At 33.6% G+C, this 14484-nt stretch carries 13 protein-coding genes; 11 read left to right on the top strand and 2 right to left on the bottom strand.

The annotated features are described in order from the left end of the window. Window positions 1–1386, bottom strand: a complete 1386-nt coding sequence (locus bsdE14_RS05355) for a DUF6020 family protein (RefSeq protein WP_264848931.1) — start codon at window positions 1384–1386, stop codon at window positions 1–3. Window positions 1387–1644: 258 nt separating this feature from the next. On the opposite strand from bsdE14_RS05355, the gene bsdE14_RS05350 reads away from it, so the two are divergent. The 6 genes from bsdE14_RS05350 to bsdE14_RS05325 all read left to right on the top strand — a co-directional run bounded on the left by bsdE14_RS05350 (window position 1645) and on the right by bsdE14_RS05325 (window position 6845). Further along, entirely contained in the window at window positions 1645–1935 is a 291-nt protein-coding gene (locus bsdE14_RS05350; protein WP_264848930.1) for a Dabb family protein, read from the top strand. Window positions 1936–2167: 232 nt separating this feature from the next. Beyond that, entirely contained in the window at window positions 2168–3316 is a 1149-nt protein-coding gene (locus bsdE14_RS05345; RefSeq protein WP_264848929.1) for a double-cubane-cluster-containing anaerobic reductase, read from the top strand. A gap of 82 nt (window positions 3317–3398) precedes the next feature. Further along, entirely contained in the window at window positions 3399–4160 is a 762-nt protein-coding gene (locus bsdE14_RS05340) for an acyl-CoA dehydratase activase (protein WP_264848928.1), read from the top strand. 121 nt (window positions 4161–4281) lie between these two features. Further along, window positions 4282–5541 carry a double-cubane-cluster-containing anaerobic reductase gene (locus bsdE14_RS05335; protein ID WP_264848927.1) on the top strand — a complete coding sequence of 420 codons (1260 nt, stop codon included), beginning with the start codon at window positions 4282–4284 and terminating at the stop codon, window positions 5539–5541. Between the two features lie 17 nt (window positions 5542–5558). Continuing rightward, entirely contained in the window at window positions 5559–5801 is a 243-nt protein-coding gene (locus bsdE14_RS05330) for a putative Se/S carrier protein (RefSeq protein ID WP_264848926.1), read from the top strand. 168 nt (window positions 5802–5969) lie between these two features. After that, window positions 5970–6845: a DMT family transporter gene (locus bsdE14_RS05325; RefSeq protein WP_264848925.1), complete on the top strand. Its 876-nt coding sequence runs from the start codon at window positions 5970–5972 to the stop codon at window positions 6843–6845. A 1-nt stretch (window position 6846) separates the two neighbouring features. Here bsdE14_RS05325 and bsdE14_RS05320 read toward each other — a convergent pair whose 3' ends face one another. Beyond that, a complete protein-coding gene (locus bsdE14_RS05320) occupies window positions 6847–7266 on the bottom strand; it encodes a DUF3842 family protein (protein ID WP_264848924.1) in 420 nt (139 codons plus the stop codon). A 153-nt stretch (window positions 7267–7419) separates the two neighbouring features. On the opposite strand from bsdE14_RS05320, the gene hypB reads away from it, so the two are divergent. The 5 genes from hypB (at window position 7420) to bsdE14_RS05295 (ending at window position 14450) form a co-directional block, all read left to right on the top strand. Next, a complete protein-coding gene (gene hypB, locus bsdE14_RS05315) occupies window positions 7420–8085 on the top strand; it encodes a hydrogenase nickel incorporation protein HypB (RefSeq protein ID WP_264848923.1) in 666 nt (221 codons plus the stop codon). 169 nt (window positions 8086–8254) lie between these two features. Next, window positions 8255–9250: a cobalt transporter CbiM gene (cbiM, locus tag bsdE14_RS05310; protein ID WP_264848922.1), complete on the top strand. Its 996-nt coding sequence runs from the start codon at window positions 8255–8257 to the stop codon at window positions 9248–9250. Continuing rightward, window positions 9243–10067, top strand: a complete 825-nt coding sequence (locus bsdE14_RS05305; protein WP_264848921.1) for an energy-coupling factor transporter transmembrane component T family protein — start codon at window positions 9243–9245, stop codon at window positions 10065–10067. Before cbiM ends, bsdE14_RS05305 begins: the two co-directional genes overlap by 8 nt. Window positions 10068–10071: 4 nt before the next feature. Beyond that, entirely contained in the window at window positions 10072–10800 is a 729-nt protein-coding gene (locus bsdE14_RS05300) for an energy-coupling factor ABC transporter ATP-binding protein (RefSeq protein WP_264848920.1), read from the top strand. 137 nt (window positions 10801–10937) lie between these two features. Beyond that, complete coding sequence (locus bsdE14_RS05295) at window positions 10938–14450, top strand: DNA polymerase III subunit alpha (protein WP_264848919.1); 3513 nt, start codon at window positions 10938–10940, stop codon at window positions 14448–14450. Window positions 14451–14484 lie beyond the last annotated feature (34 nt).

Here is a 14484-nt window from a genome sequence, read left to right as displayed (position 1 = left end):
TCATTTCCTAGGTTCATTTTTAAAGTTTTTATTATACATAAATAGTATTAACGGAATAAACAAAAATGTTGCAAGTACATTACAATATAGATATCTAAAGTCCTGTGCAGGTATTGCAACTATTAGTCCAGCTAAGTTCATCATTACTGGTGCAATGATTATGATTGATTTAAAACCAATCTTTATTATTAACATAACTAGAATAATAAGACTTAGATATATATGTAACGCAGGTCTCCAGAAAAACCATATAACATTACTACTTCGTGTAAAATCGTAAATTGAATAGCATAACTTCGATATTTGAGGCACTAGTTCAATGTTTTTAAGTCCGAACTTATTGTCTTGTATACCATTATTCATAATGTATACTGACCCATTTGATGGATTTGTCAGCTGCCAAAGTACTGATGTCTGTTTGCCATAAGCCTCTAAAGCAAGCTTAGGATTTTGTTTCATAAGCTGCAGCCATATTGTAAAAAACTTTTTCTTTGAACTTAACAAAAGCGGCATATTTAAATATTTTGAATCAAACTTAATTGGATTAATACAATATGGATTATATTGCTTTTTCCACTGTTCAATTGGATAAAAAGAATTTAATACTTCTCTCTGATAATCTGTAATATATCCATCATTTTTTATAATACCTGCAGTTATATTTAATGGTATTCCCATAGCCTCACTACTTTGAGTAGGTTCTATATGAAAGGCTCTATAAATAGGAAATTTGATTATTACATAACATGCAGCAATAATTAAAAACATATAACCAATTTTTTTAAAATGGTTTCTAAAAAGAATTGGGAGAAGTATAAATACTGCTGCAAAGGATAATATTCCATTATGTCTGAAGAAAAGAGTGCCCAAGCTTGCTAAGATTAATATGAGAATATGCAGCTTAGAATTAAGCCATTCACCATTAGTAAAGACTATATTTATAGTACAAATGGTTAATAGTAATATAGAGGCAGTATAAGGAATGTCCTTCCATAAGCATATGGATAATATTCCACCTGCAGGGTATAAAGCAAATGCTGCGGAAAAAAACCATAGTAATGATTTTTTTACTCCAATTTTCTCTAAACAATATAGACCATAGCCAAAAACTAAGGTAATCATTAGTATTTGTACAATGGCTATGGCTGCAGGATTTCTTCCCAAAATATCTGTAATTAACTGATTGAATAAAGTATGAAAAAGCGGATGCCAATCATTGTAATTATGTGTAATCATTTGTTCCCACTGTTCAAAACTGTCTATATTCATTTGGCCAGGATAATAACCAATTAAGTATATAAAAAAGGTTATTATCGATGGCAAAGAATATAAAATAATTCTAAAGCTAGTTTGTTTTAAAATAATATATTTGGATTGATTTTCCATTAAAGTTGCACCTCCTAAAATCAAGAGCCAAAATAGTAGATACTTGGCTATATGCAAAATAGTGCTAAATAACCATGTTATGCAATAATATAAATAGATAATTTATGCAAATTGTGGATACAACTTTATTTTCTTCAGAAATAAATAATTTAATCAATTCGTGTATTTATTATTTAATGCTGGCATAATAAACTATAGAAATTTATATAAGGTTTTAGTAAACTTATTATAGAATTATTATTTGAGAGAAGGGATTTTATGTTTACTCATATTGTATTTTTTAAATTAAATGAACCCGATGAGTTGCATGTTCAGCAAGCAAAAAACCTACTATTAGCTATGGAAGGACAAATTCCTATGCTGAAAGCTTTAGAGGTAGGAGTGGATTTATTACATACTGAAAGATCTTACGATATAGCTTTGATTACAAAGTTTGACTGTAAAGCAGACCTGGATGCTTATCAAGTTCATCCATACCATGTTAACAATGTACTAGCTAAGCTAAAGCCAATGCTTAAAGGATCAGCGGCAGTAGATTACGAATTATAAAAGTCATGCTCAACTATTGAAATTATCAATAGTTGAGCTTTTTTTTATTTGAAATATCAATTAGATTATGAGTAATCAAATAAACTATAATTTGTAGAGGAGAAGTAATAGTTAATAACTAAGCGGTAATAGTTGCGGTTAAAATTTAGCTTAGCTGAATTTTTTACAAAAACTCTTACTTTTTACTTCTTAGTTCTTACTTATTTCTATATTAGAATGTGAGGTACTTAATATGAATGAATTGCCAAAGATTTTTAATGAATTTAATGAAGCAAGGCAAAAAGGATTTATTGAAGTAAAGAATTTGAAGGATCAGGGCAAGAAGGTAGTAGGAACGTACTGTGTATTTACTCCATGGGAAATAATTATTGCGGCAGGCGCGGTGCCTATATCACTTTGCGGCATGAGCGAGGAACCAATACAAGAAGCTGAGAGACACCTTCCTAGAAATTTGTGCCCACTTATTAAATCCAGCTATGGTTTTGCAATTACTGATAAATGTCCATATTTTTATTTTTCAGATATGTTAATTGGTGAGACAACCTGCGATGGAAAGAAGAAAATGTATGAATATTTAGGGGAAATAAAGCCAATGCATGTAATGCAGCTGCCTAATACTAGCAAGGGGGAGGATGCCTTTCATCTATGGATGAGAGAAATGTATAGGCTTAAGGTGAGGCTGGAAGATGAATTTGATGTAGAAATTAAGGAAGAGGATTTGAAAGCTGCAATAAAGCTAAGAAACAGAGAAAGAACAGCTCTAAGAGAGTTCTATGAATTAGGAAAGTTAGATCCTCCACCTATATCAGGATTAGAGATGCTGAAAGTACTATATGGGGCAAGCTTTAAAATGGATAAGGAAGAACAGATAAGAGATCTTAATAAGATTACCTTGGAGCTTAGTGATAATCATGAAAATGGAATTACAAAAGTTTCTAAGAAGGCAAAAAGAATTCTCATAACTGGATGTCCTATTGGTGGAGCTACAGAAAAGGTAGTTAAATTGATTGAGGAAAATGGTGGAGTGGTGGTTTGCTTTGAAAATTGCAGTGGAGTAAAGGGTAATTACGTATTGGTGGATGAAGAAAAAGAACCAATGGAAGCTCTAACTGAAAAATATCTTAGTGTACCCTGTTCCTGTATGAGTCCAAATAATGACAGGCTTAAATTGATATCCACATTAATAGATGAGTACAAGGCAGATGGAGTTATAGATGTTATACTTCAAGCCTGCCACACTTATAACGTTGAGAGTTACAGCGTTAAGAAGCATGTAACTGAAAATAATGGAAAGCCGTATATTAGTCTAGAAACAGATTATTCTCAAACGGATGTTGAACAGCTTAAAACCCGTATAGCCGCTTTTATTGAGATGCTTTAGTTTTTAATGGTCCAGGGTTATGTAAAAGCTTTAATATAAATAAAATACTATTCTATGACTTAGATTGATAAGGAGAATTTATATGCACTATATAGGTATTGATATTGGTTCTACCTGTTCAAAGGTAGCTGTAATGGATAAGGATAATATAGTCCATTACTTTGTTCAGCACACAGGTTGGAGCAGTGTAGAAACTGCCAGGGCTATAAAGGAAAGACTGCAAGAATTAGATTTTTATGAGGGAAGTACTATTGTGGCTACAGGATATGGAAGAGTTTCTGTGCCTTATGCCCATAAAACCGTAACAGAAATAACCTGCCATGGAAGAGGAGCATATTACCTGTTCAATGAAAACTGTACTGTAGTAGATATTGGAGGGCAGGACACTAAGGTAATTACAGTAGAAAATGGAATGGTGACTAATTTTACTATGAATGACAAGTGTGCTGCGGGTACAGGAAGATTTCTAGAACTTATGGCAAATACTTTGGGAGTAGGTCTAAATGAGATGAGTGACTTAGCAAAGCATGGCAGTGGGGTTACTATAAGTTCCATGTGTACTGTATTTGCTGAATCTGAGGTTATTGGACTTATAGGAAATGGAGAGAAGAGAGAAAACATAGCTTTTGGGGTAATTGATTCCATTACTTCTAGAGTTAAATCACTATGTCAAAGACACGGTGGAGGATTCAATTATTTTTTAACAGGAGGGCTTTGTGAGAATGCTTATATTATTCAAAGTTTATCCTTAAAGCTTGGAAAAGAAGTTAAAACAGTAGAACTTGCTAGATACGCTGGAGCTATAGGTGCTGCCCTTACTGCAAGGGGTATGACAAAAGAATAAGGTAACTATAGTTTTTCATAATAGTTGAGATAACTGGTATTACAAAACAAAATAACGTTTACAGCTACAAAATGTTATAATTTTTTGTGTATGAAAAATAATGCAAAGGGGAGTTTTAGCAATGGGAGATTACAGAGAACTTTGGAAGAGTCTTGATATGGATTTGGATAAACATGATCAATTATGCGCAGTACTACCTGAAATGTTTGGTTCTGTATACTTAAGTCAAGAAAACAGACCTGAAGGAATGAATTACTTTAATTTTGTATTTTCAGAAGTACACGGTTTGAGAATTAAAGAATTAAATGATCATAAAAGCAATGGTGGAAAAGTTTTAGGAACCTTCTGCGTATTTGTACCAGATGAAGTAATATTAGCTGCTAATGCAATTTCAGTAGGACTTTGTGCAGGTTCACAATTTTGGGTTGAAGATGGAGAAAAGCACCTTCCAAGAAATATGTGTCCGCTAATAAAGGCAGCTGTAGGAGCAAAGGTAAGTGGAACATGCCCTTACTTCCAATCCTGCGACATGATAATTGGTGAAACTACTTGTGATGGAAAGAAAAAGGCATGGGAAATATTAGAGGATTTTGTACCAGTACATGTAATGGATCTTCCTCAAATGAAGAGAAATAAGGACTATGCTATGTGGATGGATGAAATAAAGCTATTCATAGATAAGGTAGAAGAATTGACTGGAAATAAAGTAACTGTAGAAGCTCTTAAAGCTGCAATTAAAGTATGTAACAATAAGAGAAGAGCACTAAAGAGACTTTATGACTTAAGAAAATTCACACCTTCACCAATTAGTGGATTAGATTCACTACTTATTTCACAAATAGCCTTCAATGATGATCCAGTAAGATTTACTGAACAATTAAATGCTCTATGTGACGAGCTTGATGAAAGAGTAAAGGCGGCTCAGGGCGAAGGTAAGAAGAGAATAATGATTACAGGAACTCCAATGGCTATACCAAATTGGAAGCTTCACACTATTATAGAAGGACTTCCAGCAGAGGTTGTTGTTGAAGAAACTTGTACAGGAACTAGATATTTTGAAAATGAGGTTTCTGAAGAAGGAGAAACTATTGAGGATTTAATTACAAACCTTGCTGACAGATATTTAGGAATTAACTGTGCTTGCTTTACTCCAAACACAGGCAGAATTGATGATATACTAAGATACGTAGAAGAATATAAGGTAGATGGAGTTGTTTACTCAAATCTTTCCTTCTGTCATTCTTATGCAGTTGAGTACAAAAAAGTAGAAGAGGCTCTTAAGAAAGCAGGTATTCCAGTAATAAATATTGAAACAGATTATTCCTCTGAAGATGCTGGACAAATAAAGACAAGAGTAGAAGCTTTCCTTGAAATGATATAAACAGTGGGTGCGAAAATATGATAAAGCACTACATATTGTTCCCATCTTATAACTATGGTATTGCTTTGGAGAGTTATTTAAAGAGAGAAAAGATAAAATATACTATTGTACCAACCCCTAGGGAGCTTTCTGTTTCCTGTGGTATATGCATACAATATGAAAAGTGTGATGAAGAGAGAATTGCAAGAATTATTGAAGAGCATTCCATTCGAACACTAGGTTTTAAAAGCTTAGAAAAAGAATACAAGAAATTTTATTAGAGTTTAAAGTAAGAAGCGCTTTATGGCCATGAGGCTAGGAGGCGCTTCTTTTACTTTAATGTTTGCAAATATATTTTTTAAAGTGTCCAACTTTGATATAATGTAAATTGATTATATTTATATCAATTAAGCAACTAGTACTAACATGAGCAAATTAAGGAGGACTTCATGATAAAAGAATTAAAAGCAGATTTAAGTTTAATAGGCGTTACAGCACTATGGGGAGCAAGCTTTCCACTTATGAGTATGGCATTAAAAGATATACCTACCTTTTCATTCATAGCAATAAGATATACACTTTCAGCACTTATATTAGCTGTAGTATTTTATAAAAACTTTAAAAATATCAGCAAGTTAACAGTAAAATCAGGAATTATAATTGGTGCAGTTTTATTTTTCGGCTGTGCGTTACAAGTAGCAGGCCTTCTATATACTACTCCTAGTAAGTCTGGTTTCATAACGGGGCTCAATGTAATATTTGTACCTATTATAATTGCTCTAATATATAAGAAGCTGCCTGATGCTAAAACGGTGGTTGGAATAATTATTTCAATTATTGGACTTAGCATAATGTCAATTAACTCTGACTTTAGTATAAACAAAGGCGACGTTTTAACTTTTGTAGCAGCAATATTATTCGCAGTTCAAGTGCTTGTTGTGGACAAATACACTAAAGATGTGGATATTGTAGTGTTAACCTGTGTAGAAGTTTTGGTGGTTGGACTCATGGGAGCAGTACCAGCGGTGGCAGTTGAAAAATTTCAATTTACATTAACGTTACCAGTTATAGGTGCAGTTTTATTTACAGCAATCTTTAGTACAGCTATTGCTCACAGTGTACAAAATAAGGTTCAATCCTACATTGAACCCACACATGCAGCTATAATATATCTTGCTGAGCCGGTGTTTGGAGCAATATTTTCAATGTTTTTCGGAGATAAGTTGGGTATGAGAACAGTAGCAGGAGGAATTTGTATTCTTTTAGGAATGCTAGTTATGAACATAAAAAAGAAAGCTCAGGAGGACATCACCTTAGCTCAATAAATTATAAAGTTTTATTTTTAATATCTAACACAATTTCATCAATTATGTCTTTGATTTGAAGTTCTCTTGTACCAGGAATATAAATATTATGCTTTTGTAGAGGAAGTATGTATTTTGTACAAGCAGTTTGAAATATGGAGTTGGATATCATAGAAGTTACCTCCCCATTAATACCTCCATTAAAAAGTACCCCTATAGGACAAACTATACCATTTATTTCATTTGTTCTAAGAAAAGTACAAATAGCTCTTTCGCCGCTTAATCCAACATTTGCACCTGCTCTTACCATGTTGGAAGTAGCTAAGGTATTTGTTCCAAGGGCTATTATTTGAAGCTCTTTATCTATAAGTTCCTTGCGAAGTTTTTTTACAATTGTTTGTCCAAGTCCTGCACCTTGTGCATCGATTACAGCAATTTTCATTAGGATCCTCCTGGTATACTTCTTAAGCAGCAGCATATATAAATATATTTAATGATAAATATGTTTGCATAAATATTATTATATAATAAAATAGAAGTAGATTCTATTATTAACAGGGTTAATTTCAATTATTATTTATTGGATGGTGAGCACATGGACATTAAGGTTGTAAGGCAAATACTAGAGTGGAATGAAGACTGCAGCAGTGAAATAAGAGAGCTGTTTAAAAAGAAAAAAGTATATATGATAAATGTCATGGGATCACCAGGGGCTGGTAAAACTAGTTTAATTATAGAGATTATTAAAAGGCTTAAGGATAAATATAATATTGCTGTTGTTGAAGGTGACATAGCTGGACAGGTAGATGCAGAAAAGATAGATGCACTTGGAATTTCTGTGGTGCAGCTGAATACAGAAGGAGCTTGTCATATAGAGGCTTTATCTATTAAGAATATAGTGGAATACTTTGACTTAGATGAAACTAATATAATCTTTATTGAAAATATAGGAAACCTTGTATGCCCTGCTGAGTTTGATATAGGGGAGGATCTGAAAATAGCACTTTTAAGCATACCTGAGGGAGACGATAAGGTAGAAAAGTACCCACTGCTATTTTCCAAGGCAGAGGTTGTAGTGCTAAATAAGTATGATATGGTTAAGTACTTTAATTTTGATGATAAAAGAGTTCAAAATAACATAGATAAGATAAATTCAGAGGCTCAGGTTATGAGAGTGTCCTCAGTAACCATGGATGGAGTACAAGAATTAACGGATTATATAGAAGAAAGAGTTAAATTAAGAATAGAAGAACAAAGTTAATATTTACAATATAATTGAAATATAGTAATATTAATTTGTACGCTACGAGGGTGTACTAATGAAAGTAAAAAATATATAATATTTTGTTTATAACCACGAGGGTTGATTGTTATATGAAATTTTCAACACTTGTGGTCTTATTTTTTGTGTAGCTTAAGGGGGTATAGCAATGCATATTCCAGATAATTATTTAAGTCCATCAACTTGTGCAGTGCTAGGAGCAGCTATGGTTCCTATATGGTCAAGGGTAGTTAAAAAAGTAAAAAAAGAAGTAAGTAGGAAAAAAATGCCGTTACTTGGAGTAGGGGCTTCAGTATCTTTTTTAATCATGATGTTTAATGTTCCGCTGCCAGGTGGTACTACTGGACATGCTGTAGGAGGAACTCTGCTTGCAATTTTGCTTGGTCCAGAAGCAGCGTGTATTTCAATTACAATAGCACTGCTTTTACAGGCACTGCTCTTTGGTGATGGAGGTATATTAGCTTTTGGAGCTAATGCCTTTAATATGGCATTTATTATGCCTTATGCAGGTTATTATATTTATAAGTTTTTAAAATTAATATTCAAAACTGAAAAAGGTGATTACATATCGGCCTTTATAAGTTCTTATATAGCTATTAATATAGCAGCATTGTTTACTGCCGTAGAATTTGGAATACAGCCATTGCTCTTTAAGGATGCAGCTGGTATGCCATTATATTGCCCTTATCCACTATCAATATCAATACCTGCAATGGTACTTCCACATCTTTTAGTGGCTGGCTTTGTGGAAGCAGTAGCTACAGTTGGTGTGTACAGCTTTATTAAAAAGGTTTCACCAGATATAATATATGAAAACAATAAAGCTAAAAGAAAACCAATTTATGCGTTATTAATAGCGCTCATATGTCTTTCTCCAATAGGACTTTTGGCCACTGGAACAGCTTGGGGAGAATGGGGAACTGATGAGATTAGTACTATAATGCATGGAGGCAAAACCTTGGGATATGTGCCAAAAGGAATGAAAAACGGGTTTAGCTTCAAAGCTATGATTCCTGACTATTCAATAAATGGCATGCCTGAAATTTTTGGTTATATATTATCTGCAGTTGCGGGAGTTTCAATATTGATAATAATATTTAGATTAATAGCAAGTACAAAGAAGGATAATATTATTAGTGAATAAAGTAGAAGAAAGGAATACTACAATGCCAGAATGGCTTTTGAAGGATGACAAATATGTACCTAATGGAGATAAAAATGCTTTTATAGATAAAAGCATCTTGTCTCTATTAAATATTTTAACAAAGTTTAGAAGACACACAAAACATAGAGTAAATAAGCTCCCAATTAATTCTTTTATAAAGTTAATTTCAGCTATAATATTTATTGTATTTGTAGCTGCTGCTAAAAACTTTAGCTTTGTATTAACAGCTGGTGTATGTTTGCTTGTAATAATTAATTTTCTGCACATAGAGCAAATAAAGCAAATATTAAAAATCAGCATGGCAGCTGGAGTTTTTACTTGTATTATTTTACTGCCATCAATATTTTTAGGTTACGGCTCAAACTTCCTTATGATAACCATAAAGGTTTTATGCACAGTAACTATGGTGAATGTACTAGCTGCATCTACGGAGTGGAATGACCTAATCTCAGCACTTAAGCTGTTTCATATACCGGATATTTTTATATTTGTACTTGATATAACTATGAAATATATAGTTACCTTGGGGGAGTTTTCCTTAAGTATGCTTTATGCGCTTAAGCTTCGTTCTGTAGGGAAAAGTAAAAATAAAAATGCTTCTATTGCTGGAATCATGGGTACACTGTTTATAAAGTCTAAGGAGATGGCTGAGGACATGCAGGGGGCCATGGAGTGCAGAGGCTTTAATGGAGAATATAGGATATATAAAAAGTTCACATTAAAATATATAGATTATATTTGTATAATGTTTAATGTAATATTTATATTTGCTTACTACTATCTTGATAGGTTGTGATTTTATGATAGATATAAAAAATCTTTATTATTCTTATGATGAAAACATTCTTGCTTTAAAAAGCATTAATTTTCATGCTGATAAAGGCGAAGCAATTGCCTTAGTTGGAGTTAATGGAAGCGGCAAATCCACTTTGATGAAAATACTAACTGGGCTAGTTTCACAAAGTTCTGGCAGTTACTTTTTTCAAGGGGATGAAATAACACATAAAAAGCTACAGAAGGGCAGCTTTTCAAAGGCTTTTCATAAAAAGATAGGTTTTGTTTTTCAAAATTCTGAAGTACAGCTTTTTTGCTCAAATGTGTACGATGAAATAGCTTTTGGACCAAGGCAAATGGGAATGGATGAGGAAGAGGTACACAAAAGAGTGCTGGATACCCTTAAATTATTGAATATTGAAAATCTAAAATACAGACAGCCCTATCACTTAAGCGGTGGTGAAAAGAAAAAAGTAGCAATAGCTTCTGTTGTGGTTTTAAATCCTGAGGTTTATGTTTTTGATGAGCCTATGAATGGACTAGATCCTAAGACTAAAAGATTTCTGAGGGATTTTATGCTGACTTTAAATAAAGCAGGAAAGACTATAATATGTTCAACTCATGATTTTCAATATGTAGAGGGAGTATTTCAAAGAGCAGTTGTATTTTCCAGCGACCATGAAATTATTAGAGATGGAAATTATGAAGAGATAATGAAGGATGAAGGCTTTTTATTTGAAAATAATATTATTTAATTTGATAATATTGAATGTGCTTAAACCTAGGCACGTTCTTTTCTTTTTCCATTGAAATTAGGTTGAAAAACTATTAGCTTAAATATAAAATTATAGTAATCCTTTTATTAATTTTATACAGGAAAGGATGTGATAAATTGACTGATGAAATAAACGAAGGATGGTGTGGGGATTTTGTACATCTTCATGTGCATACTGAGTACAGCTTGTTAGATGGCTCCGGAAAGATACCTGAGCTAATTGCAAGAGTTAAGGAACTCGGCATGAAAAGTATAGCTATAACTGATCATGGAGTGATGTATGGCTGTGTAGATTTTTATAAAGAAGCCAAAGCACAGGGCATAAAGCCTATTTTGGGCTGTGAAATATACGTAGCTGCAAAATCTATGTATGATAAGACTAACAATAAGGAAAATGATACTCATCACTTAGTGCTTTTAGTGAAAAATGACATAGGCTACAGCAATCTTATGAAGATTGTTTCTAAGGCATCAGTTGATGGCTTTTACTATAAGCCTAGGGTTGACCATGACTTTCTTAGAGAGCACAGTGAAGGTATAATAGCTTTAAGTGCTTGCTTAGGTGGAGAAGTTCAATCCTACATTAATGCAGGCAATAGAAGCAAAGCAACCGAGGTAGCTCTACTTTACAAAGAAATATTTAAGGAAGGCTTTTACCTTGAGCTTCAATACCATGGCATTGATGAACAGTTAAGGGTAAATGAAGAACTGTTGAAGCTTTCTAAAGAGTTAGAGATACCTCTTATTGCTACCAATGATGTGCATTACATTCACAAGGAAGATGCTAGAGCACATGATATTTTACTATGTGTACAGACTGGAAAAACTGTTGATGATGAGAATAGGATGAGATATCCTTCTCATGAATTTTATTTGAAATCTCCAGAGGAGATGCATGAGACCTTTTCCTATGTGGCTGATGCGCTTAACAACACTGTAAAAATAGCTGAGCAGTGTAATTATGACTATGAATTTCATAAGTCAAAGCTGCCTAAGTTTCCTTTACCTGAGGGGGTAGACCCTTTTGAATACTTGAAGGAGGTCTGCTATAAAGGGTTAAAGGAAAGATATAAGGATATAACCAAGGATATTACAGACAGATTAGATTACGAACTGGATGTAATAAAAACTATGGGCTATGTAGATTACTTCCTCATAGTTTGGGATTTCATAAGGTTTGCTAATGAAAATAAGATAGCTACTGGTGCAGGAAGAGGTTCTGCAGCGGGATCAATAGTTTCCTACACGCTAGGAATCACTAAAATTGACCCTTTGAGATATAACCTGCTGTTTGAGAGATTTTTAAATCCGGAGAGAGTGTCCATGCCGGACGTTGATTCGGACTTTTGCTACGAAAGACGTCAAGAGGTTATTGATTATGTAGTAGAAAAATATGGAGTGGATAATGTATCTCAAATTATAACCTTTGGAACAATGGCAGCTAGAGCTTGTATAAGAGATGTGGGCAGAGCTATGAATTATTCCTATGCAGAGGTGGACAGAATTGCAAAAATGATTCCTACCATGCTTGGAATAACAATTGAAAAAGCACTGGAAATAAATCCAGAGCTAAATGATGCCTATGAAGAAGAGCCAAGGGTAAAAGAATTAATTGATATTGCTAAATCCCTTGAAGGACTTCCAAGACATTCAGGAACTCATGCTGCTGGAGTTGTAATATCTTCACAGCCGCTAGTAAATTATGTTCCTATGCAGAAAAATGATGTGAACATAGTAACTCAATTTCCTATGGGAACCTTAGAAGAGCTTGGACTTTTGAAGATGGACTTTTTAGGCCTAAGAACTCTTACTGTAATGAGGGATGCTGTAGAATTTGTTAAGGAAAGTACAGGTATCGATATAGACCTAGACCATATAGACTTTGATGATAAGGAAGTCTATAAAATGATTGGAGAAGGTAAAACTGTTGGGGTGTTCCAATTGGAATCACCTGGAATGACAAGTTTTATGAAGGACTTAAAGCCTGACAATCTAGAGGATATCATAGCTGGTATAAGCTTATACAGACCAGGTCCAATGGCAGAAATACCTAGGTATATTGAAAATAAGAGAAATCCTGAGAACATTGAATATCTAACACAGCAATTAGAGCCTATTCTAAATGTTACCTATGGAGTCATGGTCTACCAAGAACAGGTAATGCAAATAGTTAGAGAGCTGGCAGGATATTCAATGGGAAGAAGTGACCTTGTAAGGCGTGCAATGTCAAAGAAAAAGCATAAGGTCATGGAAGAAGAAAGAAGAAACTTTATTCATGGAATAGTAGACGAAAATGGTAATGTGGAAGTGCCAGGCTGCGTAAGAAATGGGATAAGCGAAGATATAGCTAATAAGATATTTGACCAGATGATGGACTTCGCAAGTTATGCCTTTAATAAATCCCATGCGGCAGCTTACGGAGTTATAGGCTTCCAGACAGGCTATTTGATGCGCTACTATCCAACAGAGTATATTGCGGCTATGCTAAATAGTGTTATGGGAAGCAGTGAAAAGGTAGCTTTTTATATAAGGTTTGCAAATGAACTTGGTATTCAGGTTCTGCCACCAGATATAAATGAAAGCTATGCTAAATTTACTGTTAAAGATAACAATATAAGATTTGGTATGGCGGCTGTAAAAAATGCAGGCTTTAATGTAATTGAAAGTATTGTAAAGAGCAGAGAAATGAAAGGTAAATTTACAAGCCTTTCAGACTTCTGCAATAAAATAGATATAGCAGCTGTAAATAAAAGAGCAGTAGAAAGTTTAATAAAGGCTGGGGCTTTTGATAGCTTTAAGATTTATCGTTCTCAGCTTTTAGCGGTATATGAAAAGCTGCTGGAAGGTGTTCATAGCGAAAAGAAGAGAAATATTGAAGGACAAATAAGCCTCTTTGTGGATTTTAAAGACAGTATAGGTGCTGCAAATGACTTAGAGGTTAAATATCCAAGAATTAAGGAATTTGATAAAAAGTATCTTCTAGCTATGGAGAAGGAAATGACAGGGCTATATATTACTGGTCATCCTTTGGAAGAATATGAAGAAACCTTAAATGCTCAAACTGATACAAGAATTTCGGATATTGTAGTTAATGAATCCTTGGAAGAAGAACAAATATCTGAAGATAGTGTGTCGGTAAGTGATGGAGACAGAGTAATAATAGGCGGGCTTATAGCTGATATAAGCAAGAAGGTTACAAGAAATAATGACATGATGGCCTTTATTAGACTAGAGGATATGTACGGAAGCATTGAGGCAGTGGTTTTTCCTAAGGTGTTTGAAAAGTGTAGAAGTATTTTAGATGCAGACAGTGTTGTGCTGGTTAAGGGAAGAGTAAGCATTAGGGAAGATGAACAGCCAAAGGTACTTTGTGAATCTATTGAGCCATTGATAAAGTTAAGTAATGATAAAGTATATGTACAGATTGAAGATGGTAAACTTATTAAAGTTGCTTTAGCAGATCTTAAAAGCATTGCTCAAAGAAATAGAGGAACTGCACCAATGTATCTTTATGTTAAATCTGATAAAAAGATGTATAGACTTGATAGAGATTATTGGATAAATACAGAAATTGAAGTTTTATCAGAGCTTAGAGATAAATTTGGAGATGAAAATGTTAAGGTACAGTAATCTGGAAATTATACTAGGTAAGAAGTAATAGTGA

It is taken from the genome of Clostridium omnivorum, assembly GCF_026012015.1.
GTDB classification, from domain to species: Bacteria; Bacillota; Clostridia; order Clostridiales; family Clostridiaceae; genus Clostridium_AX; species Clostridium_AX omnivorum.
This window is presented reverse-complemented; position numbering and strand designations above follow the sequence as displayed.